Source organism: Acidimicrobiales bacterium (assembly GCA_036491125.1).
Classification (GTDB): Bacteria; Actinomycetota; Acidimicrobiia; order Acidimicrobiales; family AC-9; genus AC-9.
This window is the reverse complement of record DASXCO010000178.1, coordinates 1-21124: the sequence shown is the minus strand read 5'-3', so window position 1 is coordinate 21124 and position 21124 is coordinate 1. Positions and strand designations below refer to the sequence as shown.

The 21124-nt window shown below is 69.2% G+C and carries 23 protein-coding genes; 15 read left to right on the top strand and 8 right to left on the bottom strand.

What is annotated here, in order from left to right:
* The first annotated feature begins 433 nt into the window (after positions 1–433).
* The 4 genes from VGF64_14065 (at position 434) to VGF64_14050 (ending at position 6173) form a co-directional block, all read left to right on the top strand.
* The gene (locus VGF64_14065) at positions 434–1813 is read left to right on the top strand and encodes an aminotransferase class V-fold PLP-dependent enzyme (GenBank protein HEY1635884.1); all 1380 of its coding nucleotides are present in this window, start codon (positions 434–436) and stop codon (positions 1811–1813) included.
* A gap of 149 nt (positions 1814–1962) precedes the next feature.
* Complete coding sequence (locus VGF64_14060) at positions 1963–3135, top strand: DUF2156 domain-containing protein (protein ID HEY1635883.1); 1173 nt, start codon at positions 1963–1965, stop codon at positions 3133–3135.
* 10 nt (positions 3136–3145) lie between these two features.
* A complete protein-coding gene (locus VGF64_14055; protein HEY1635882.1) occupies positions 3146–4645 on the top strand; it encodes an alpha/beta hydrolase-fold protein in 1500 nt (499 codons plus the stop codon).
* 19 nt (positions 4646–4664) lie between these two features.
* A complete protein-coding gene (locus VGF64_14050; GenBank protein ID HEY1635881.1) occupies positions 4665–6173 on the top strand; it encodes an amino acid permease in 1509 nt (502 codons plus the stop codon).
* 15 nt (positions 6174–6188) lie between these two features.
* Here the strand turns inward: VGF64_14050 and VGF64_14045 are convergent, their stop codons facing one another.
* From VGF64_14045 to VGF64_14030, 4 genes are all read right to left on the bottom strand, one after another.
* Positions 6189–6542: a cupin domain-containing protein gene (locus VGF64_14045; GenBank protein ID HEY1635880.1), complete on the bottom strand. Its 354-nt coding sequence runs from the start codon at positions 6540–6542 to the stop codon at positions 6189–6191.
* A gap of 105 nt (positions 6543–6647) precedes the next feature.
* Positions 6648–7145: a methylated-DNA--[protein]-cysteine S-methyltransferase gene (locus tag VGF64_14040; GenBank protein HEY1635879.1), complete on the bottom strand. Its 498-nt coding sequence runs from the start codon at positions 7143–7145 to the stop codon at positions 6648–6650.
* Positions 7138–8607 carry an AlkA N-terminal domain-containing protein gene (locus VGF64_14035; GenBank protein ID HEY1635878.1) on the bottom strand — a complete coding sequence of 490 codons (1470 nt, stop codon included), beginning with the start codon at positions 8605–8607 and terminating at the stop codon, positions 7138–7140. Before VGF64_14035 ends, VGF64_14040 begins: the two co-directional genes overlap by 8 nt.
* Before the next feature lie 32 nt (positions 8608–8639).
* On the bottom strand, positions 8640–8765 hold the full coding sequence (locus VGF64_14030) for a hypothetical protein (GenBank protein HEY1635877.1): 126 nt from the start codon (positions 8763–8765) through the stop codon (positions 8640–8642).
* 102 nt (positions 8766–8867) lie between these two features.
* Between VGF64_14030 and VGF64_14025 the strand changes: the two genes are divergently transcribed.
* Positions 8868–9857 (top strand): sulfotransferase, encoded by a 990-nt coding sequence (locus tag VGF64_14025; protein ID HEY1635876.1) that lies wholly within the window; start codon positions 8868–8870, stop codon positions 9855–9857.
* Here the strand turns inward: VGF64_14025 and VGF64_14020 are convergent.
* Positions 9773–10729: a hypothetical protein gene (locus tag VGF64_14020; GenBank protein HEY1635875.1), complete on the bottom strand. Its 957-nt coding sequence runs from the start codon at positions 10727–10729 to the stop codon at positions 9773–9775. The two genes, VGF64_14025 and VGF64_14020, sit on opposite strands and share 85 nt — an antisense overlap.
* A gap of 152 nt (positions 10730–10881) precedes the next feature.
* Between VGF64_14020 and VGF64_14015 the strand changes: the two genes are divergently transcribed.
* From VGF64_14015 to VGF64_14000, 4 genes are all read left to right on the top strand, one after another.
* On the top strand, positions 10882–11076 hold the full coding sequence (locus tag VGF64_14015; protein ID HEY1635874.1) for a hypothetical protein: 195 nt from the start codon (positions 10882–10884) through the stop codon (positions 11074–11076).
* Positions 11054–11716 carry a TetR family transcriptional regulator gene (locus tag VGF64_14010; protein ID HEY1635873.1) on the top strand — a complete coding sequence of 221 codons (663 nt, stop codon included), beginning with the start codon at positions 11054–11056 and terminating at the stop codon, positions 11714–11716. The genes VGF64_14015 and VGF64_14010 overlap by 23 nt, the downstream gene beginning before the upstream one ends.
* Positions 11717–11921: 205 nt before the next feature.
* Positions 11922–12539: a hypothetical protein gene (locus tag VGF64_14005; protein HEY1635872.1), complete on the top strand. Its 618-nt coding sequence runs from the start codon at positions 11922–11924 to the stop codon at positions 12537–12539.
* 61 nt (positions 12540–12600) lie between these two features.
* On the top strand, positions 12601–13515 hold the full coding sequence (locus tag VGF64_14000; GenBank protein HEY1635871.1) for a TIM44-like domain-containing protein: 915 nt from the start codon (positions 12601–12603) through the stop codon (positions 13513–13515).
* Positions 13516–13541: 26 nt separating this feature from the next.
* On the opposite strand, the gene VGF64_13995 is transcribed toward VGF64_14000, so the two are convergent.
* Positions 13542–13697: a hypothetical protein gene (locus tag VGF64_13995; protein HEY1635870.1), complete on the bottom strand. Its 156-nt coding sequence runs from the start codon at positions 13695–13697 to the stop codon at positions 13542–13544.
* Between the two features lie 75 nt (positions 13698–13772).
* Positions 13773–14519, bottom strand: coding sequence for a carbonic anhydrase (locus VGF64_13990; GenBank protein HEY1635869.1), 747 nt, complete (start codon positions 14517–14519; stop codon positions 13773–13775).
* Positions 14520–14717: 198 nt separating this feature from the next.
* Between VGF64_13990 and VGF64_13985 the strand changes: the two genes are divergently transcribed.
* The 4 genes from VGF64_13985 (at position 14718) to VGF64_13970 (ending at position 17619) form a co-directional block, all read left to right on the top strand.
* Complete coding sequence (locus VGF64_13985; GenBank protein ID HEY1635868.1) at positions 14718–16082, top strand: NAD(P)/FAD-dependent oxidoreductase; 1365 nt, start codon at positions 14718–14720, stop codon at positions 16080–16082.
* An 80-nt stretch (positions 16083–16162) separates the two neighbouring features.
* Positions 16163–16786: a hypothetical protein gene (locus VGF64_13980; protein ID HEY1635867.1), complete on the top strand. Its 624-nt coding sequence runs from the start codon at positions 16163–16165 to the stop codon at positions 16784–16786.
* Positions 16787–16848: 62 nt separating this feature from the next.
* Positions 16849–17052 (top strand): alkaline phosphatase family protein, encoded by a 204-nt coding sequence (locus tag VGF64_13975; protein ID HEY1635866.1) that lies wholly within the window; start codon positions 16849–16851, stop codon positions 17050–17052.
* 156 nt (positions 17053–17208) lie between these two features.
* Positions 17209–17619, top strand: coding sequence for a DUF302 domain-containing protein (locus VGF64_13970; protein HEY1635865.1), 411 nt, complete (start codon positions 17209–17211; stop codon positions 17617–17619).
* 116 nt (positions 17620–17735) lie between these two features.
* On the opposite strand, the gene VGF64_13965 is transcribed toward VGF64_13970, so the two are convergent.
* Positions 17736–17933 carry a hypothetical protein gene (locus VGF64_13965; GenBank protein ID HEY1635864.1) on the bottom strand — a complete coding sequence of 66 codons (198 nt, stop codon included), beginning with the start codon at positions 17931–17933 and terminating at the stop codon, positions 17736–17738.
* A gap of 354 nt (positions 17934–18287) precedes the next feature.
* Here VGF64_13965 and VGF64_13960 point away from each other — a divergent pair, with 354 nt between their 5' ends.
* Positions 18288–19724: an NAD(P)/FAD-dependent oxidoreductase gene (locus VGF64_13960; protein HEY1635863.1), complete on the top strand. Its 1437-nt coding sequence runs from the start codon at positions 18288–18290 to the stop codon at positions 19722–19724.
* Positions 19721–21124: glycoside hydrolase family 15 protein (locus tag VGF64_13955; protein ID HEY1635862.1), on the top strand; the 1404-nt coding region annotated here is incomplete at its 3' end. The genes VGF64_13960 and VGF64_13955, both read left to right, overlap by 4 nt.

Here is a 21124-nt window from a genome sequence, read left to right as displayed (position 1 = left end):
GTAGGGCTTCAAGGGCACCATGCCGGCCACGGTGAACATCACCGTGGGGTCCTTGGACACCAACGAGGCCGAGGGCTGGTAGTGGTGGCCCCGCTCGACGAAGTAGTCCACCCACGCCTGACGCAGCTGGTTGGAGTCCATGACCTTCATCGAGGTAGCGCTCGGCCGACTCAGGTTGCCCTCGCAGTGCTGACGATTGACGGCGGTGCAGTGGAGACGACGGGATTCGAACCAGCGTTTCTCCCGCCCGAAGACAGGCGCTCTATCCAGAGCTGAGCTACGTCCCCAAGGTGATTGCTATGAGCTGACGTCAGATGGAGCTTCTTTGACTTCCCCCCCTTCCACCGGTCAGCGCTCCCCGCGCCAACAAACCTCGTAAACAGGGATAGTACGCCAGTCATGGATGCCCTGCAACGAGTTACCCTGAGTCGTCGTGGCGCGGTTCCCTGTTCGCTTGGTGGGTGACGGCATGCCGGTGCCTTGCATCGACGGGCTGGAGAGGCCGTACATCTCCCTCGATGGCGCCGCCTCCACTGGTGCGCTGCCAGCGGTGGCCGAGAGGGTCGCTGAGTTCTTGCCTTGGTACGGCAGCATCCACCGGGCCACTGGCTACAAGTCGAGACTGGCGACGGCCGCGTACGAAGACGCTCGCGCTGACGCACTGGCCTTCGCGGGCAAGCAGGACAGCTCGGACCTGGCGGTCATCTGCCGGAACACAACCGATGCCATCAACCACCTGGCGTACCGCCTGCAGTTGAGCAAGGACGACGTCGTCGTCACGACGGTCGTCGAGCACCATGCAAACTTTCTGCCGTGGGGGCGAGTCGCGCGCCGTCGGTACGTGGAATGCGGGCCCGACGGCACATTCTCGGTCGACCAGGTCGCCGCGACCCTCGACGAGCATCCGAAGCCCCGACTCCTCGCCATCACCGGCGCCTCCAACGTCACCGGGTGGCTGCCGCCGCTGAACCTCATCCTCGATGCGGCCCACGAGCGTGGCGTGCCCGTGCTCGTGGACGCCGCCCAGCTTGCTCCCCATCTACCCCTGCCCGCCGATGCCGACTTCGTGGCATGGAGCGGTCACAAGATGTACGCGCCGTTCGGGGCCGGGGTGCTCATCGGCCCTAGTGAGGCGTTCAGCCGGGGCGAGCCCCTTCTCTTCGGTGGCGGCGCCGTCGACCTCGTCGACCTCGACGAGGTGGTGTGGACGGATCCTCCCGATCGGGAAGAGGCCGGTTCCCCCAACGTCGTCGGTGCCGTGGCGATGGGCACGGCCATGCGCGAGCTCACCGCCATCGGCTGGTCGGAGATTCGTGCCCACGAGAAGATGCTGGCCACCCAGCTCCGAGCGGGGTTGACCGCGATCCCGGGGGTGACAGTGTTGGGGCCGTCGCTGGAGACGCCCACCCTCGCCGTGGCGAGCTTCGTCGCCGATGACGTGCCTCATGCCCTCATGGCAGCGCGCTTGGGCGCGGAGTACGGCATCGGTGTGCGCCACGGGTGCTTCTGCGCCCACCCCTACCTGATCCGACTCCTCGGTGTATCGCACGAAGAGCAGGCCGCATTCCGGCAGGGCGTTCGAAGCGGGGACCGCCGGTTGGTCCCGGGTGCAGTCAGGGCGAGCGCCACGCTGTCGACCACCACCGAGGAGATCGAGGCGTTCCTCTCAGCCGTCGCCGAGATCGTGGACGGCAAGCCGCCGCCCGTGCCGTTCGCGCAGGACGAGCACACGGGCGACTACTGGCCCGAGCTCGAGGTGCCGGGATGGTCGGCAGCCGGTCGCAGCCTGGGAGCCAGCTGCGGACGCGGTTGACGTGGCCGGTCGCGGGGAACCCAGGGAAGAAGCCGGACCCGAAGCCATCCAGACGGCGCCCTTTCCGCCCGGGCCGAAGAGGCGTACCCTGCAGTTACCAGAAGAAGCTGCGCAGGTGGTCCATCGGCGCCACAGGGGGGGACGATTCCATGAGCGACACCTCACAGGGTGTCGGGTGGTGGTTGGCGTGGGACGGGAAGTGGTACTCACCTGAGAGTCGTCCGGTCTCGCCTGGCCCGTCCGCGCCGACGACGCCCAATGGCGACCAGAGCGAAGACTCGAGCGCCGCGACCGGCCACGGCGGCGTGCAGACCACGACCAAGGCCGAGCCCAAGGCGAAGGCAAAGGCGCGGACGCCGCACCGCCGGTCCAGGCCGCAGGCCACCCCAGCGGCCACCGTCAGTCCCCTCATGCAGGCGGCCGTGGCTCGCTGGGGCCGCCAGTCGGCCAGTCCCTTCCTGCTCGGGGAGGACCGCGTCGTCGTGCGGCTGGCGGGCGCGGCCGTGGCCGGCTACGTCCGTCGCGGTCGCTGGGCCGTGCTGGCCACGGATGTGGCCGCCCCTCCCTGGGCGAGGGAGCGGGTCCTCGACGAGCTGCTGCAGCGTCTGAAGCAAGACCGCATGCACCCGGTGTTCACCTGTGTCGCCGAAGCCGAGCCCTACGAGAGCCGGGGCATGTACGCCATGCCGATTGCCGAGGACGCTGTGATCGATCTGGCCAGCTTCTCGCTGAAGGGCAAGCGCATGGCCAACATCCGCCACAGCGTGAGTGCCGCCAAGCGGGCGGGCCTCACGGTCGTGCCGTGGTCTCCCGAGGTGGCTGAGGGGGTGGCTGAGGTCTCGAAAGCCTGGCTGGCCACCAAGCACGGAGGCGAGATGGGCTTCACACTCGGTCGCTTCGATCCCGAGGAGATCAGCTCGACCGACTGTCGGGTCGCGGTGAACTCGTCGGGGAAGGCAGTGGGCTTCGTGACCTGGCACCACCATGACGGCGGCCGGGGGCGTGTGCTCGACATCATGCGTCGCAGCCCGGAGGCCCCGAACCCCACCATCGACCTTCTCATCGCCGAGAGCCTGCTCGGCTTCGCCCAGGCGGGCTTGCGAGAGGGCAGCCTGGCTTGCGTGCCGCTCTACAGGGGGAAGATGGCCGAGCGGCTCTATCCGACGACGTCGCTGCGGCGCTACAAGGACAAGTTCAACCCCACCTGGGAGCCTCGCTGGTTGGTGGTGCCCACCCGCCGTCAGCTACCGGGCGGTCTCGCCGCCGTCGCCCGCAGTTACGTACCGGGCGGACTTCGCCAGGCCATGTTCGGGAAGGGCTAGGCGTTCATCGATGTCACTCGTCCAGGACCAAGAAGCACACCGGCGTCGTCGAGTTCTCTGGCCTACGGGCTTTCGGATCCACCCGCCGATCATCACGACCCTGATCATCTCGACCATCGTCGCCACGGCCTGGCGGACCGGGGTGTTCCACCACGACCTCGGCCTCACCACCGAGTACCAGTACGCCTACAGCGGCCGCCAGATCCAGGCCGGGCACTGGTCGACGCTGTTCACGAACCAGCTGTTGACGCGCAACACCTTCATGTGTCTCTCGATCTGCCTGTCGGTGCTCGTGTTCGTGGGCCTCTACGAGGCCCTGGCCGGCAGCGTCCGGGCGATCGCCGTCATCGTCGTCACCGGAATTGTCGGTCCCCTCGGCGTCGAGGCCGGGCTCGGGGTGGGGAACGTCCTCGGAAGCACGTGGGCGGCCAAGACCCTTTCCACTCTCGACTTCGGCGCTTCCGCCATCACCGCGGGAGGCGCCGGCGCTGTCGTCGCCCTGCTGCGATGGCGGTGGCTGCGCATCGTCGCCCTCCTCGTCGTGCTGAGCGGACTGCCCTTGCACCATCAGCTCGCCGACTGGGAGCACCTCATCAGCTTCACGTTCGGATTCGGCCTGGGGCTCATCCTCGGCCCCCGCCCCGAGGTGGTCTCCGATGGCGAGGCGGATGGCCCTCGCCGTCCCGGCCGGATGACACCGCTGGCGTGGGTGCTTCTCGTGCCGGCGGCCGTGATCGGTGTCATTGGGTCCACCACGTTCATCTCCACCTCGGCATCGGGCTCCAGCGTGGCCCAGCTCGAGGACACCTCGTACCCGGCGCCGTCGGTCGGCGGCGACCGTCGCGTGCTCGTCCTCCTCCCTCCGGGCTATGGCCACGGTCAGCGATACCCGGTGGTGGAGCTCCTCCATGGTGCCCCTGGGGAACCGCAGCAGATGATCGGCCTCGGCCTGACCGAGCTGTCGAACGCCTCCAAGACGCCCTTCATCGGCGTCGCCCCCGATGGAAACGGCCCCGCCGTCAGCGAGAGCGACTTCGCCAACAGCACCCTCCAGCAGATGGGGACGGCGACCGGACCGGAGCTGCGGAGCTGGGTGGACAAGCGCTACTCGACCAACGGCACGTGGGCGGTGACGGGGCTGTCCTCGGGCGGCTTCGGGTCGGCCTATCTGCCCACGTTGAGCCCGGGCGCCTACCAGGCGGCGTGCCCGATGAGCGGCTTCTTCACCGCCGCGCCCCCCGCCTTCCCGGCGAGCCAGCCCACTGCGGTGAAGCAGGCGGCCTCGCCGATCCTGCACGCCTCGAAAACCGGTCCCCGCACGCTGATCGTCGTCGGCAACGCGGACAAGGACGGGGTCACCGACGCCCACAACTACATCGCGGCCATGAACAAGGTGGGGCAGCCCAACAGCCTGGCCGTCGATCCGGGTGAGCACGACCTCGCCGTCTGGATCACGGGCCTCAAGCAGTGCCTGGCCTACTTCTTCCCGGCGTCGGGCCTGCACGGCTGATCGAACGGACCAGCCGGGGATGAGCACCCCTCAGCCTGACGCGGCACCGCCCGACCTACCCGGGCCCACCCGGACCAGAGGCATCCTGCACACAGGGGCCACCGGCATCTTCCGCCGCAAGCCCATCGCCCTGCACGAACCCGCCGAGGAGCAGCAGCTGAAGCGGTCGCTTGGCTTGTGGTCGCTCACCGCCATCGGCCTCGGGGCGATCATCGGCGCCGGGATGTTCACGCTGGCCGGCGGAGTGGCCCGGACGAACGCCGGTCCGGGAGTGACGATCTCGTTCGTGATCGCCGCGATTGCCGCCGGCTGTGCCGCCCTCGCCTACGCGGAGTTCGGCGGACTGATCCCCAAGGCGGGCTCGGCGTACTCGTACGGCTCCTCCGTGCTCGGCGAGATCGTGGGGTGGTTCATCGGTTGGGACCTGCTGCTCGAGTACACCGCCATCACCGCTGTCGTCGCCATCGGCATCTCCGGCTATCTGAACACCTTGCTTACGAGCTTCGGCATCCACCTCCCGTCGTGGATGCTCGGCGCGCCGTCGACCGGGCACGGGCACAGGGTGGAGCTGTTCGCCGTGCTCTTGTGCCTGTTGGTCGCCTACCTCCTCAACCGGGGCATCCGCTCGAGCGTGCGGGCTGAGTCCGTCCTCGTCGTCGTGAAGATCGCCATCGTCGTCATGGTGGTCGTGGTCGGTGCGTTCTACATCAAGACCGGCAACTACGCGCCGTATCTTCCCTACGGGTTCGGGGGCGCTGTGACCGGCGCGGCGACGGTGTTCTTCGCCATGTTCGGCTTCGACGCCATGAGCACCGCGGCCGAGGAATCGCGGGATGCCCAGCGGGTGCTACCCAAGGCGATCCTGCTGTCCCTCGGGGTCGCGACAGTTCTCTACCTGGTCGCCGCCACGGTCCTGACCGGGATGCAGCATTACCGGAAGATCAACACCAAGAGCGCCTTTGCGACCGCGTTCCAAGTCATCGGCCAGACTCAGGTCGCCCGGGTGGTGGCCATCGGCGCCGTCGTCGGCATCATCACCGTGATGTTCTCGGTTGCCCTCGGCGCCTCGCGGGTGTGGTACGCCATCAGCCGTGACGGTCTGCTACCGGCCTGGTTCGCGCAGACCAACCGCAACGCGGTCCCTCATCGGCCAACCTGGATCATCGGTATCGTGGCCGCGGGGATCAGCGGCTTCGTACCCATCCTGCAGGTGGCCGAGCTCACCAACATCGGCATCCTGGTCGCTTTCATCGTCGTCTCCGGCGCGGTCGTCGTGTTGCGATACCGTTCGCCCGAGCTGCCGCGGACCTTCCGCTGCCCATGGATGCCGTTCGTGCCGATCACGGGCATCGGGTTCTCGTTGTGGCTGATGAGCAAGCTGTCGCTCACGACCTGGATCCGCTTCGGCGTGTGGCTCATCGTCGGGACGATCGTGTACGCCGGCTACGGCTACCACCACAGCCGCCTGGGTCGCGAGAGCCAGAGCCGACTGGCGGGTGAGGCGGCCGGGACGGATACCTCCGGCTAGCCGTCCCGGTGTCGGCTACTTCCCGTAGCCGATGATCCCCCACCAGTCGATGAGGACGACCGGTTCATCCCCCACCACCCAGCCGTCGTGGGGCGTCGGCAGGGCGACGACGTCGCCCGGATGGCAGTCGAACTCGGTCCCGTCGGAGAGAAGGATGTGGTGGATGCCGGAGACGTGGTACTGGAAATGCGGCGCCATGCACCAGTCGGTGCCAGCCGTCGGCTTCACGTGCTCGGACCACCGCCAGCCCGGCTCGAACGTGAGGCGACCGACCTCGGCCCCGCCGACGTTGATGATGTCGACCCGACCCTTCTCGAAGGTGCGAACCTCGTCTGGCTTGTCGAACGATGCTTGCTCGGCCCCTAGCACCGGCGCTCCTCTCTCCTGACACCGGCCCCCCTCTGGCACCGGCAACCTGCCAACGCCCACCTTAAACCGGGATCGCGAAACTTGCCCGGCACCGAGGGGCCGAGGTCAGCGCCGAAGGCGGGCGAGACTCGAGGCCTCCAGCTCCAGGAGGCGGCGTTTGCGGTCGAGCCCTCCCCCGTACCCGACGAGGCTGCCGTCGGCGCCGATCACCCGATGGCACGGGATGACGATGGCGATTGGGTTGCGGCCGTTGGCCAGGCCCACGGCGCGCGACGCGCTGGGATTGCCGATCACTGCGGCCACCTCGCCATAGCTCGCCGTGGCGGCGTAGGGGATCTTGCGGAGGGCCTCCCAGACCCGCAGTTGGAAGGACGTTCCGCTGGGGCTGAGCGAGAGCTCGAACGTGGTGCGCTCGCCGTCGAAGTACTCGGCCAGCTGGGTCCGGGCCTCGGCGAAGGCGTCGTCGTCACGCTCGTGACCATTGAGGGCCTCGGGCGGTTGGCTGCTGTCCGAGACGCGGAGGGTGTCGAGGGAGTTGCCGTCGCCGCTCAACAACAGGTCGCCAACGGGACTCGACACGATCGTCCATAGGGTCTCAGGCATCGGTCTCCTTTCGTGTGGGTGCGGGAGCGAGGCTGGCCCAAAGGTGCTGCAGCGCGTAGGAGCGCCATGGCCGCCATCGCTCGGCGTGCTCGGACAGGTCACCCGGCGCGCGAGGAAGCCCGAGGCGCCCGCACGCCCGCCGGGTACCCGCGTCCGTCTCCAGGAGGACGTCCGGGTGGCCGAGCGCCCGCATGGCCACGTACCCGGCCGTCCAGGGCCCGATCCCGGGTTGGTCGAGGAGACTCCTGGTCGCCGCCTCCCGGTCGGCGCCGGGATCGAGCACCAGGTCACCGGCCTCCACCGAGCGACCCAGCCCGACAAGGGCGCGGCCCCGCGCCAACGGGAGTCCGAGCGAGGATGGATCGGCGTCGGCGAGGGCGCCGGGCTCGGGAAACTGGTGGGTGAGGGTGCCGTCTGCCGCCGTCAGCGGCTTGCCCAGCCTGCTGACGAGCTCCGCCGTGAGGGTGCGGGCACCGGCCACCGAGATCTGCTGACCGACGACGGCGCGGACGGCGATCTCGGTGCCGTCCACCGCTCCCGGGATGCGGAGGCCCGGCCGGGTGGCGACGAGCGGCGCCAGGATCGGGTCGGCGCCCAGAACGTCGTCCACGGCTGTCGGATCGGCGTCGAGGTCCAGCAGGCGGCGACAGCGCTGGACGGCAGGAGCGAGGTCGCGCCAGTCGTCCAGATGGAGCTGGGACGCGATGTGCCCGCCACCGTCGCGCAGCGCCACCACTCCCCCGCCGTGCGGCAGCCGCAGTGTCCGTCGGTACGCGCCCGCCGCGTGCTCCTCCATGCCTGGTATCGCTCGCGCCCCGAGGAAACCAAGGAGGGCGTCGACGTGGAGCGGCTTCCGAAAGGACAGCCGGAGGGCGACGCCTCCCGACTGATCGGAGCGCCGCCTCGTGCGCCGGCGGAGGTCGGTGGGGCTGGAGGCGAACACGGCGAGGATGGTGTCGTTGAACTGGCGGATGCTGGCGAACCCGGATGCGAAGGCGACGTGGGCGAAGCTGAGGTCCGTCGTCTCGATGAGGACCCGCGCCGTGTGGGCCCGCTGGGCCCGGGCGAGGGCCAAGGGGCCGGCACCGACCTCTCCGAGCAGGAGCCGATTGAGCTGTCGCTCGCTGTAGCTGAGCCGTCGGGCGAGCCCGGTCACGCCCTCACGGTCGACGATCCCGTCGGCGATCAAGCGCATGGCCCGAGCCACCAGGTCGGCGCGTCCGTTCCACTCCGGTGACCCTGGTGTGGCGTCGGGGCGACACCGCTTGCAGGCGCGGAACCCCGCGAGGTGGGCTGCCGCCGCGGTGGTGAAGAAGCGAACGTTGGACTGCATGGGTGTGCGGGCAGGACAGCTGGGCCGGCAGTAGACGCCCGTCGAGGTGACGGCGGTGAAGAACCAGCCATCGAAGCGGGCGTCGCGACTCGCGACCGCTCGGTAGCACTGGTCGAACTCGGGGATCACCTGAGCAGCCTGACAGCGCCCGGCGCCCCCCGCTAGCGGAAATCGGACAGGGTCGTGCCGGTCAGGACCGGCAGCTGTCGACGCGTGAGCTGACGCGCTGGAACCTCTCCCGCCATCTCGATGAGATCCCCCTCGTCGTCGCAGCCCCGCCTGGCCACGAGCGGGTCCTAGCAATTGGGATGAGGAAATCGGTGAATGGTGGATGGATAGTGGGTGACGACCCTTGACGAAGTCCACCGATGCCCCGAACATGATGGAGAATGACGGTTCCCGCTGGATCGGGCCTGCCTGACTTCCTGATCATCGGGGCGCCCAAGGCAGGGTCCACCGCCCTGCACGTCGCTCTGGCCCGGCATCCCGACCTGTACCTGTCGCCGGTCAAGGAGCCGAAGTTCTTCATGTGCGACGGGCCGCCGACGCCCCAGCGGGGGCCAGGTGACGCCCACAGCGTACGGGAGTGGATCTGGGAACGCGACCGGTACGAGCGGCTCTTTGCCGGGGCCCCCGCCGGCGCCCGCAGAGGCGAGAGCACGCCGTTCTACCTCTGGGATCGGGAGGCTCATCGGCGGATGAAGGCGCTCGTCCCCGACGTCAAGCTCATCGCCGTCCTACGGAATCCCGTGGACCGCGCCTACAGCAACTGGACGCACATGTGGTGCGATGGTCTCGAGCCCGAGGCCAGCTTCATGCAGGCCTGCCTGGTCGAGCCCGAGCGGGTGGCGGATGGTTGGGCGCCCTTCTGGCGTTACCTGGAGCTCGGGCGCTACGGCGAGCAGTTGGAGGACCTCTACCGATGGTTCCCGCCTGAGCAGGTGCACGTGCTGCGCTATCGGGACCTCGTCGACGAGCACGACCGCACCCTCGATCGCATCTGTGAGTTCCTCGGGGTGCGTACCGGGCTCATCTCCGAGGCACCCTCGGAGAACGTCTCGACGTGGGTCGAGCCGACACCTGTCAACATGGCCCTCCAGGCGGTCGTGCGCGCCGGCGCCGATGTCGGACGATGGTTTCCACCTCGGGTGTGGCGCCGGGCCAGTGCCCCGGTGCTCGCCGCCCTCCACCGCCGGAACGGCGACCGCCCGGAGCTCCCGGCCGCGGACCGTCAGCGTCTGGCGGACCGGTTCACCGACGACGTCCGGCGCCTCGAGGATCTGACCGGCGAAAGCTACGAGGACTGGCTGGCGAGCCCCGGCCGGGGCACGTACTCGGTTCGTAGGTCGTGGGGGCCGTCGGGTCGGGCGATCTCGTAATAGACGCGCTGGCCGCCGCGCGGAAGGGACAGGATGCTCATGTAGCGAAGTGCGCCCACTCCCCCCTCCGGGGTCGCCCAGGGCTCGTCGCCCAGGGGCTCGAAGCGCGACGGGCTGGTGCCGAAGGCGATCCCGGTCTGCTCAGCCCAATTGTCGTCGGCCGTCGGCCGACCGTCGTAGTACGCCGCATACCCACCGTCGACCGGCACGACTGCGGTGATCCGCGCTCCTCGCTGGTCCCACCGCCCTGGTCGACCGTGCATGGCGACCCCCTCGAGCGACCAGGTGATCCCATCCGGGCTCGTGGCATACCAGGTGTCCATGCGGTCGCCGTCGGCCGGCACGTCCGTGCGGTGGCGACAGACCCACATCTGCCAGACGCCTCCCCGACACCAGACCACGGGGTCCTTCCACGCCGTGGTGGCGTCGCCGGCCAGGACGGTGGCTCGCCGTCCGTGCGCGAGACGTGCGGGGTCGTCCGCTTCGAGGACGTCTACCCGCCAGTGGAGCGACCCTGGCGTGGCGCAGCTGATGTACAGGCGCCACGTGCCATCCTTCATCGGCACGAGTGCCGGGCGCTCCAGCGAGGCGCACGACATCTGATCGCTGGTTACGACGGCGACGGTGTCGAAGCGCTCGCCATCAGCCGAGCGGGCCACCACGTTGGCGTACCCCCGCCCTGCGCCCACCGGGCGTCGGAGCCGGTAAGCGAGCCAGAACGTGCCATCGACCCACGCGGCGCTCGGCCCGCCCGCCCAGTGCCCGGGGCCGTCGCCCGGCGCGTCGACGACGATCGAGCCCGTCTGGGCGCCCGGGCGGGGCAGCAGCCCGGCCAAGGGGCCCGCCGACCTTCCGATCGCCTCCTCGCCCATGCTCTCCCCCCTCGTGGCCTGCCACCGCCGGACAGTGACCCGGGAGCAGTTTAGAGGCGACCGACAGCGTCCTTGACTGATACCAACCAGTATGTGATACTCATAGGTATTGCATACTGGATGGTATGCGAGGAGCCCTTGGAGGTCCATCCATGACGAGCGGACGCGAGGTCGAGGGGAGCGACCCGATCCGGGCCGACGCGCTGGCGTGGCTCTCCGCGGCCCTGCGCTTCGAGCAGCTCATGGGCTCGCTGCACGCAGCCCGAGATCGCGAGGACGACGAGATCGTCCCGCTGGCGGTCGTGGGGGGGCATCATCGACGTGGTGGCGAAGACCGGGCGGCCTGAGAAGCCCACCCGCGAGGAGAAGAAGGCGATCACGAGGTCACGGCTCGTCGCGGCCGCGGCGACGGTGTTCGCCCGCCGAGGCTTCGCCGGGGCCTCCCTGGAGGAGGTCGCCGACGAGGCCGGCCTCACCAAGGGGGCCGTCTACTCCAACTTCGAGAGCAAGGACGACCTGATCAGGGCCGTGCTGCACGATCGGCTCGACGAGCCCGCCCGGGCGATCCCGGACCTGGTCTCCGACGAGCTCTCGATCGAGGACCGCGCGGCTCGGGCGGCCGAGCTCTTCGTGCGCCAGATGGAGCAGGACCGCGAGGCGGCCCTCCTCGATGTCGAGTTCTCGATCTACCTGGCTCGCAACCCGGAGATGGTGCCGCGGTTCTCGGAGGGCGCCCGTGAGCTGCGGCGGACGATGGCTCGTGCCATGGAAGAATGGGCGGCGCGTGACGGCGTACCGCTTCCTCTGGACTCGGACATCCTCGTGGCCGGCGTTTTCGCCCTGGGGAACGGGATCAGGCTGGCTCGGCTCAGCGATCCTGACTCGGCGCCAGAGGATCTGTTCGGAAAGATGCTGGCCCTGGTCTTGAGCGGCTCGGCTGCTCCGGAGATGGCCCGGCCAGATCGCCCTGGTGGGCGCGCTGGCTGATCTTGCGGGCACGCCGAATGGGTTGTCGGCACTCGGCCGGCCCGTGTTTGGTTCCGGCCCGCCCGTGCTCGGCCCGCCCGTCATCGTCAGCGTTTCGTCAGAGTCTGGTCAGCATTGCGTCAGGACTTGCACCCATAGTGACCTCGTCAGATGTACGGACCAGCTGGGGCATCTCGGCTCAGCACGACCCTGAAGGGGGGACGAGATGGCAGCGTCGGCGCAGACGCAAGGTGTGCCGCCGCTCGACCCGCCTTGCGCCCCTCGTCCAACCGCCGCCCGGCACCGGCGGCGCTGGTCCCTGGCGGCGGCTGGCTTGGCGGGCGTCGGCGTCCTCGCGGCAGCCATCGTGGTCGCCACGGCGAGCGGCCCCGCCGTCAGTGGAGACCCCAGCCAGGCCCGAGGCACCGTCGCCGGATCTGTGGACCTCAGCGCGCTCGGGCGCTGGTACGGGTCCCTCGTCATCCGGTACGAGAACGCAGAGCGGGCGTGGAGCGCCCAGGCCAAGAAGGTGGTCGCCGGCCCGGTTGGCTCGTCGGCGTCGGCCGAGACCCTGATCCGACCGACCGTGCAGTTCGCCGACGCAGTCGATCAGGCCGACCATGACCTCGTGCGCCTCCCGTGGCCCGCGTCCATGCGGGGGGACGTGAACACTCTCGAGGCCGACCTCTCCACCGTCTCGGGAGACCTTCGTTCCATCGGTGGTCAGAGCGTGTCGTCGATGCCGCAGTGGGTCTCGAACGTCGTTGGGGACGCGTCAGCGTCGCTCGGCGCCAGCCACCAGCTCATGAGCGATCTGGGCGGGACGACGATCTCACCGTCGTGACTCCGGCGGAGATGGGTCCGAAAGCGTTGCGCTACGCTCGGCCCAGATCAGGGGGGTGGCGATGTTCATCACCTTTGCCCCGTTCCTAGCCCGAGCGGGCGGAGGTATCGGTGGCGGCGGTGGGAGCTTCAGCGGTGGGAGCTTCAGCGGGGGCGGTAGTCACACCTTCGTCGGAGGCAGCGGATTCAGCAGCGGCGGTGGTGGCAGTGCCGGCGGCCTCGGCGTGCTGTTCATCCTTGTTCCCATCATCGTGCTCGTGCTCATCTTCGTCAGCGTCGGCCACCGTAGGTCGAGGCACCCGGCAAGGGCACCCGGCTGGCCGGCATCCACAGACCAGGGGTGGCCGTCGGGAGGGTCCACCACGATGGCCCCGTCGCCGGCCCGTCACGTGGCTCGCACGGACGCCGTCGCGGCCGGGCTGGCCGCCATACATGCCCACGACGCCGGCTTCGACGAGGACGCCTTCCTCGCCACGGCGGAACGATGTTTCTTCGCCGTGGAAGAGGCGTGGAACCAGCAGCGGCCGGAGCTGAGCCAACCGGTGATGGCGGACGAGGCCTGGCAGCGCCAGAAGGCCGAGATCGAGAGCTATCGCAGCGCGGGAAAGCGCAATGTGCTCGACAACCTGACCGTCGCCAAGGCCACGATCCTGGACGCAGAAAGCGATGACGGTCACGACGTGATAACGGTGCGCTTTCGCGCCGCGTCAGCCAACTACGACGTCGACGCCGCGTCGGGCCGGGTCGTGCGAGGGAACCACCAGATGGCGTTCTGGGAGCAGGACTGGGTTTTCCGGCGGTCGAGCAAGGTCACGACCGAGGGCGGGGCCGCAAGCGGTCAGCGGTGTCCGAACTGCGGCGCACCGCTCGACGTCGATATTGCGGGAGTCTGCAAGAACTGCAAGGCGTCAGTCAGGGGTAGCGACGCCGATTGGATGGTCCTCCGCGCCAGCCAGGCCCACCACGTCCCGGGTTAGCGTTCGGGCGGAACCCGGCGGAGTCGCTACCGGCGGCGGGTCAGGGCCAGGAGCGTGAGCAGTCCCACCGGCACCACCAACGCCAGCGCGATCTCCCCCAGAGATCCGCCCGCGACGAAACCGAGCCCGACGATCAGCGCGGCGACGAGAACACCCAATGCAATCCGCTGACTCCCGGTCACAAGCCCACTATCTCGCGGCAGTCGCACGCATGCTGGGCGGGCTCATTGCCACACCACGGTTCGGCTGGATGGGCGTCAGCTCACCAGCTGGACCTGGCCGCTCGTCAGGTGGTATTCCGCGCCGACGACCTTGAGCTTTCCTGACGACACCAACGGTGCGAGCAAGGGGGTCGAGGCGCTCAGCTGCTGCACCTGAAGGCGGACGTTCTGCTGGACGGCAGCCTCAACCAGCTGGTCGGCCGGCTGGCCCTGCACCGCCTGCACGGCGGGAATGATCGGGTCGACCAAGGCTTCGATGTGACCCGGCTCCTGGGCGCCCTTCTGGACGTGATCGATCGTCGCCTTGACCGCGCCGCAGCTCTCGTGCCCCAGCACCATCAGGAGCACCGAGCCGAGCACGGCTGCTCCGTACTCGATGCTCCCGAGGAGCGCCGCCTCATTGGCCGTGTTGCCGGCGACCCGAACGAGGAAGAGATCGCCGATCCCCTCGTCGAACAGCACCTCGGGAGTGACGCGCGAGTCCGCGCAGCCGAGGATAATGGCGAACGGCGTCTGGGTCTCGGCGACCGCCGCTCGCTGGACACTGTCGCGTCCCTGGTTGATGGCCACTCCCTGGACGAATCGACGGTTGCCGGCCAGCAGCCGTTGCAGGGCCTCGTCGCCGTTGGCCACGGGCACGGTGGTCGTCGTCGAGGCCGCTGAGGTCGAGCCCGACGACCCGCAGGCCGCCAGCGCGCTCGCCGCAGCAATGCCCCCGGCGGACGCCAGCCCCGACCGCACCAGCGAGCGTCTCGACATCCGATTGGTACCCAGCTCATCCACCGCCAGCCTCCCCGCCGATCGCACTGCCGACCCCCAGCGATGCGTAGGAGCCGGAATAGAACTCGGTCAGTGTAGGCGGCGCCGTCGGATCGAACGGGGACGATTGCGCCGCCCCGTCGAGGCGGACGGGTTTCCGTTGGGATGGACCGTCGACAACGGCCGGCTTGACCGCGGGTGGCTGCCGTTCGAGACTGGGGCATGTCCCCAGCCGATGGTGGCCGCTGTGTCGTCGTCGGCGGAGGTTTCGGCGGCCTCCAGGCGGCCAAGGCCCTCAGCAAAGCGAATGTCGACATCACTCTCGTCGACCGGCACAACTACCACCTCTTCCAACCGCTGAGCTACCAGGTGGCGACCGGGTCGTTGTCACCCGGCGAGATCGCCGTGCCCCTGCGCCGGATCTTCCGCCGCGATCGTCGCGTCCGGGTCGTCATGGGCGAGGTGACCGGGTTCGACCTGGCGCGGCGAGAGCTCGCCGTGACCCCCTCCATTGCAGGTGCGCCTCGCCAGACGATCCCGTACGACACGCTGGTAGTCGCTGGCGGCTCGAGCTATGCATACTTCGGCCACGAGGACTGGCGCTCGCTGGCCCTCGAGGTCAAGTCGCTCGACAGCGCTCTTCAGGTACGGGGACGCATTCTCCAGGCCTTCGAGGCCGCCGAGTTGGAACCCGATCTCAGGACGAGGGCGACGTGGCTGACATTCGTCGTCATCGGCGGAGGCCCGACAGGAGTGGAGATGGCCGGTCAGATCGCTGAGCTGGCGAACGACACGCTTCCCGGCGAGTTCCGCCAGAGTGATCCCCGGGCTGGGCGGGTCCTGCTGATCGAGATGGCCGACCGCGTGCTTCCTGGTTTCACTCCGTCCCTCTCCCGCCGCGCCGCGCGCTCACTGGAGCATCTGGGCGTCGCCGTGATGACGGGCCACACTGTGGTGGACGTGCGACCCGACGGCGTCGAGGTGAAGTCCATCGACGGCACGACGGCGCACCACGCGACAAGGACAATCGTCTGGGCGGCCGGCGTCATGGCCTCGCCGCTGGCCTCGGCGCTCGGTCAGGCCACCGGCGCCGAGGTCGACCACGCCGGTCGCGTGACGGTCGAACCGGACCTGACGCTTCCTGGCCACGCTGAGGTGCTGGCGATTGGCGACATGGTGCGCGTCCGTGACGCGCGGACGGGCGAGCCGCGGGTCCTCCCCGGGCTGGCGCCTGTGGCGATGCAGCAGGGGCGCTACGCCGGCCGCCTCATCAGAGATCGCGTGGATGGCCGGTCGACGCCGCCGTTCCACTACCACGACAAGGGGACGCTGGCGACCATCGGCCGGGCCCGGGCGGTTGCCGACGTCAGCGGGGTCCGTCTCAGCGGGTTCGTGGCCTGGGTGACGTGGCTGGCCGTGCATCTTTTCTACCTGATCGGCTTCGAGAACCGGGTGATCGTCCTCCTCCGGTGGGCCTACAGCTTCTTCACCCGCGGCCGGGGGGCGCGCCTGATCACCGAGGCCGCTGGGTCCCCGCCGGCGGCGTCCTCCCCACCGGCCGGATCCCGACCCGCCGCCAGGCCGTGACGGGCGGCCGAGACCCGTCGGACGAGGGTCCGAGGCCCAATGTGATCACACGACCCGATCGCAGCGGGCATCCTGGTGGGGTGAGCGATGAACGGAGCGGCGCAGAGCGCAGGGATCTCGGACCGGAGACCAGGCCGGATGGCGAGCATCTGCCCGCGGAGATGGGCGGCGCCACCAGCGAAGCGGATCGAGCCGAGGCTCTGGCCCGGGCGACGGTGGCCCGCGGCGAAGCGACCCGGCGGGCCACCACTGCTCGTGCCGATGCGCTCCGCCGGATCTCCAGTGAGCACGTGGAAGCGGTTCGGGCCGCCGAGAACGACCGCGACCGGGCGCTGCGGTGGGCCGAGCAGCACTACGAGGACGAGGTCCGAGCGACCGACAGCGAGTCCCGTCAGGCGGTCGAGTCCGCTTGTGAAGCAAGCAATGCCGCCCTCCAAGCTGCAGACCGTGCGGCTGCACACGCGACGGAGGTTGCGACAGCGAGCGCCACAGCTCGCGAGAGTGCCGTGGGCGACGCCGAACTGGCCCACTCGCGCGCCGTCACCCTAGCCACGGAGGAATGGTCGGTGGCCCTGGTCGAGGCGTATGTCGCCCACGGCCGGGCACTCGAGGACGCGGAGGAGGCCCGTAGCCGCGCCTGGCAGGACGTACCGGATCCTCGGATTCCCCACAATGGGCAATCCGCAGGGGACCCTGGTCCATAGGACCCTGCAGACCCGACGCCGACAGCTGGGGAGGCACGATGCTGGGGAGAATCGAAACGACCATGAGCCGACGCCGGTTCCTCGTTGGGGCGACCGGCTCACTCGTCGTGTCACCGTACGCCCGGCGCGGCGCGGTCACGAGCGTCATCCACGATCACACCTCGATCGCGGCGATGCTGGAGCGCAAATGGAACCTGCCGGCGATGACCTATCGAGACGCGAATGGCATGACTTCAGTCGTGGGAGCCGTCAACCCCGCACCGTAAGGCTGGGGGGATACCGCCCTGAATACCCCCGGTCACGCGCGCGCTCGGGGCGCGTCTCCGTCGGCGGAAGCGCCGGTCGTCGCTCCCGGGGAGCACATGTACAACAATGTCGAAAGGACCACCGGGTCCCACCAGGACAGATCAAACGGAGTAGAGATGAGCGAGAAGGTCGATCCTGCCCCTCGAGAGGGGATCACCACCAGATCCAACCCCCGGTCCGTCGAGGACACCTTGGAGCGGCTTCGTACCCTGCTGGAGACCAAGGACATCGCCCTCTTTGCGGTGATCGACCACAGTGGCGAGGCGGAGCGAGTCGGCCAGCACATGCCCAACACCAAGCTGGCGATCTTCGGCAGCCCCACCGCGGGGACGCCGCTCATGGTGGCATCGCCGCTCTCGGCTCTGGATCTTCCGCTCAAGATCCTCATGTGGGAGGACGAGTCCGGCACCTCCTTCGTGAGCTACAACTCCCCCACCTATCTGGCCAGTCGACACCACCTCGACGATGAGTTGACCGCTCGCATCGCTGGCATCGATGCCATCGCGGAGGCCCTTACTTCCCCATAGTGCGGTCCTCAGGGCTCGAGCCCAGGGGGGTCACCTTGCAGCCGAGCGGGAGGTCTCGCTCACTGTCTCTCCCAGTGACGAGCCGGGTTTGCGAGTCCGGGAGGGCGCGAGATCCTTCAGGACAAGAGGGCATCCACGGCTGGGACGGGGAGGTCATCGACGACGGAGTCGGTAGTGGGGTCGGGCTGCACTGACTGGGGCTGAGGGGCGAACTGACGCCGCCAGACGACGGTCGAGTACGCGTCGTAAGCTACGAGAACCGCCCCCGAGAACAGGCCGGCGGCGATGATGGCGGTTATGACGAGGTCGGTCACTGCATTCCTTTTCGGTCGGAGGCCCCCCTCCGCGGCCGAAATGCTTAGACCAGCGCCACCGAGAAGGTCAAAAGGGAGAAGGCCCGGCCTTCCCTTCCTCGTCGCCGGGCGCGAATCAGTGTCACCTTGTAGGCTCCACCCCGGGGACGGGCAGACGCGGGCAGACGGAGGAGGCGCCAGTCTGTCCGTGTCTATGACGGCTCCTGGGCGGAGTGGGGCCGGATGCCCGCCACGCCCGTGGAGAGCGACTAGCGCCGCCCACCGCGTGACTGAAGTCGCGGTTGACCACCGCGAAGTCTCGGCCGCGCGCGACTAGTCGAGTCCTTTCAGACAGCAAACTAGGAGACGAGCGAGATGGCAGACGAGTACGACGTGATCGTGGTGGGTGGAGGGCCCGCCGGGGAGCATGCCGTTGGTCGGTGCACCGACGCTGGGCTCACCACGGCGGTCGTCGAGCGCGAGCTCGTCGGTGGCGAGTGCTCGTACTGGGCGTGCATCCCGAGCAAGACGCTGCTTCGGCCGGGCCAGGTGCTCGCCGCCGCCCGTCGGGTACCGGGAGCCGCTCAGGCCGTAAGGGGCGCCCTGGACACTTCGGAGGCGTTGGCAAGGCGGGACTGGATGACCGCCGGGTGGGACGACAAGGGCCAGGTCCGCTGGCTCGACGGGGTGGGCGCCAGTCTCGTTCGGGGCCGCGGCAGGCTGGCCGGCGAACGACGCGTCGAGATCGAGGCGCCGGATGGCTCCAGGCGGATGTTGTCGGCTACCAGGGGGGTGATCCTTGCCACCGGCTCGACTCCGGTCATCCCCCCGATCGAAGGCCTTCGTGACATCCGCACCTGGGACAACCGCGACGTCACCTCGGCCGAGGAGGCTCCCGACAGGCTCCTCGTGCTCGGCGGCGGCGCCGTGGGGGTGGAGATGGCACAGGCCTGGCGTCGTCTCGGCAGTCGCCAGGTGACGGTCGTCGAGGCGGCCGAGCGCCTGGTGCCCAACGAAGAGGCCTTCGCCGGCGAGCAGGTCGCGGCGGCGTTCGGTGCCGAGGGCATCGCCGTCATCACCGGCACCAAGCTGATCGCCGCCCACCGGGGCGCGGACGACGCGCCGGTCACGGCCACCCTGGAGGACGGCCGGCAGCTCACGGCCGACGAGATTCTCGTATGCGTCGGTCGCCGACCCAACACGGCTGATCTCGGACTCGACACGGTGGGCCTGGAGCCCGGTCGCGCCGTGGCCGTCGACGACACGATGTGTGCATCGGCGGTGCAGGGAGCCTGGCTGTACGCCATCGGCGATGTCAACGGCCGCGCCCTGTTCACCCACATGGGCAAGTACCACGCCCGGATCGCCGTCGACACGCTGCTCGGGCGCCCGTCGTCGGACCAAGCCGATCACGGCATGGTCCCCCGGGTGACGTTCACCGACCCACAGGTCGCGTCGGTCGGGCTTACCGAAGCCCAGGCCCGAGATCAGCGGATCGACCTCCGCGTCGTGCGCGTCGGGCTCGAGGAGACGGCCGCTGCCGCGATCGCAGGACAGGGCGTGACCGGCACCGCTCAGCTCGTGATAGACGAGTCCCGCCAGGTGATAGTCGGTGCCACGTTCACCGGTCCCGACATCGACGGCATCCTGCATTCGGCGACGGTGGCCATCGTCGGCGAAGTGCCCATGGACAGGCTCCGCCACGCAGTCGCCGCCTTTCCGAGCCTCACTGAAGTGTGGCTCGAGCTGGATCTGGCCTATCGCGCCCAGCACCGCTCGAGTGACCCCCACACGACAGGAGCATCGTCATGAGCTCGACTCCCATTGCCGACCACGCCCTCCTGTCCGACTGCCACTCGGCTGCCCTCGTGACACGCGACGGCTCCGTCGAATGGCTCTGCTTCCCGAGGTTCGACAGTCCCTCGGTCTTCGCCCGGCTCCTCGACGACGAAGCTGGACACTGGTCCATCCGTCCGGTCGGCGACTTCCAGGCCACCCGCCGGTACGTCGAGCAAACCATGGTGCTCGAGACCACATTCACCACGTCGAGCGGCTCCGTCCGCCTCGTCGACGCCCTGGCCATGGGCGCCATCCAGCGAGGCCACGACCTCGGCGGCGGTGCGCCCGGCCTGCTGCTGCGACAGCTCGAGGGCGTCACGGGCCACGTGGACCTGGAGATGGAGTACGCACCGGTTACCGAGTACGGGCTCATCCGGCCCCTGCTGATGCCCGTCGATGGCGGCATAACGGGACGGGGCGGCGCTGACCTTACCGTGCTGTCCGCGCCGATCGACCTGGAGTTCGGCCTCGGGGTCGCGGGCGGGCGCTTCGGCGTCTCGGCCGGGGATCGTGTCGCCTTCGGGCTCGACTACGGGCAACTGGACCAAGCGCCGCCTCGGCTGTGGTCCCAGGGCGACCTGTCCCAACGGCTGGCTGACACCATTGCCGCCTGGCGCTCGTGGTCGGACCTCCACCAGACCTACGACGGACCCTGGGACGAGCTGGTGCACAACAGCGGCCGGGTCCTCCAGGCCCTCACCTATTACCCGACGGGCTCGATCGTCGCCGCGGCCACCACCTCGCTCCCGGAAGCAGTCGGGGGAAACCGCAACTGGGACTATCGCTTCTCGTGGGTCCGTGACGCGTCCCTCACGATGGACGCCCTGTGGGTGGCCGCCTGTCCCGACGAGGCGGAGAAGTTCTTTGCCTACCTGGGCACGGCGTCGGCCACCTCGCTGGGGCGAGGAGCCGATCTCCAGATCATGTTCGGAGTCGGCGGCGAGCGCGACCTGTCCGAGCGCGAGCTCTCGCACCTCGCCGGCTGGAAGAACAGCGCGCCCGTCCGCGTCGGGAACGGGGCGTGGACCCAGCGCCAGATCGACGTCTACGGCGAGCTGCTGGCCGCCGTCTACCGGCTGCGCGACCAGATCGGCGAGTTCGACCCCCCCATCAGGGAGTTCCTGGTGGCCGTGGCCAACACCGCCGCTCGGCGATGGACCGAGAAGGACCAGGGCATCTGGGAGATACGCGGTGCGGAGCAGGACTTCCTCTACTCCAAGGTCATGTGCTGGGTGGCCCTCGACCGGGCCATCGCCCTGGCCGACCGGCTCGGTGCGCAGGACCAGGTGGCGACCTGGAAGCGGACCATGGACGAGATCCACGAGACCGTCGTGACCAAGGGCTGGAGTGACAAGGCCGGCGCCTTCACCCAG

Excerpts from the sequence above, each read along its gene's own strand:
- VGF64_14055 (HEY1635882.1), top strand. The coding sequence starts at position 3,146 with ATGTCACTCGTCCAGGACCAAGAAGCACACCGGCGTCGTCGAGTTCTC.
- VGF64_13970 (HEY1635865.1), top strand. The coding sequence starts at position 17,209 with ATGAGCGAGAAGGTCGATCCTGCCCCTCGAGAGGGGATCACCACCAGA.
- VGF64_14020 (HEY1635875.1), bottom strand. The coding sequence starts at position 10,729 with ATGGGCGAGGAGGCGATCGGAAGGTCGGCGGGCCCCTTGGCCGGGCTG.
- VGF64_14025 (HEY1635876.1), top strand. The coding sequence starts at position 8,868 with ATGACGGTTCCCGCTGGATCGGGCCTGCCTGACTTCCTGATCATCGGG.
- VGF64_13975 (HEY1635866.1), top strand. The coding sequence starts at position 16,849 with ATGAGCCGACGCCGGTTCCTCGTTGGGGCGACCGGCTCACTCGTCGTG.
- VGF64_14015 (HEY1635874.1), top strand. The coding sequence starts at position 10,882 with ATGACGAGCGGACGCGAGGTCGAGGGGAGCGACCCGATCCGGGCCGAC.
- VGF64_13960 (HEY1635863.1), top strand. The coding sequence starts at position 18,288 with ATGGCAGACGAGTACGACGTGATCGTGGTGGGTGGAGGGCCCGCCGGG.
- VGF64_14050 (HEY1635881.1), top strand. The coding sequence starts at position 4,665 with ATGAGCACCCCTCAGCCTGACGCGGCACCGCCCGACCTACCCGGGCCC.
- VGF64_14040 (HEY1635879.1), bottom strand. The coding sequence starts at position 7,145 with ATGCCTGAGACCCTATGGACGATCGTGTCGAGTCCCGTTGGCGACCTG.
- VGF64_14000 (HEY1635871.1), top strand. The coding sequence starts at position 12,601 with ATGTTCATCACCTTTGCCCCGTTCCTAGCCCGAGCGGGCGGAGGTATC.
- VGF64_13985 (HEY1635868.1), top strand. The coding sequence starts at position 14,718 with ATGTCCCCAGCCGATGGTGGCCGCTGTGTCGTCGTCGGCGGAGGTTTC.
- VGF64_14060 (HEY1635883.1), top strand. The coding sequence starts at position 1,963 with ATGAGCGACACCTCACAGGGTGTCGGGTGGTGGTTGGCGTGGGACGGG.
- VGF64_14005 (HEY1635872.1), top strand. The coding sequence starts at position 11,922 with ATGGCAGCGTCGGCGCAGACGCAAGGTGTGCCGCCGCTCGACCCGCCT.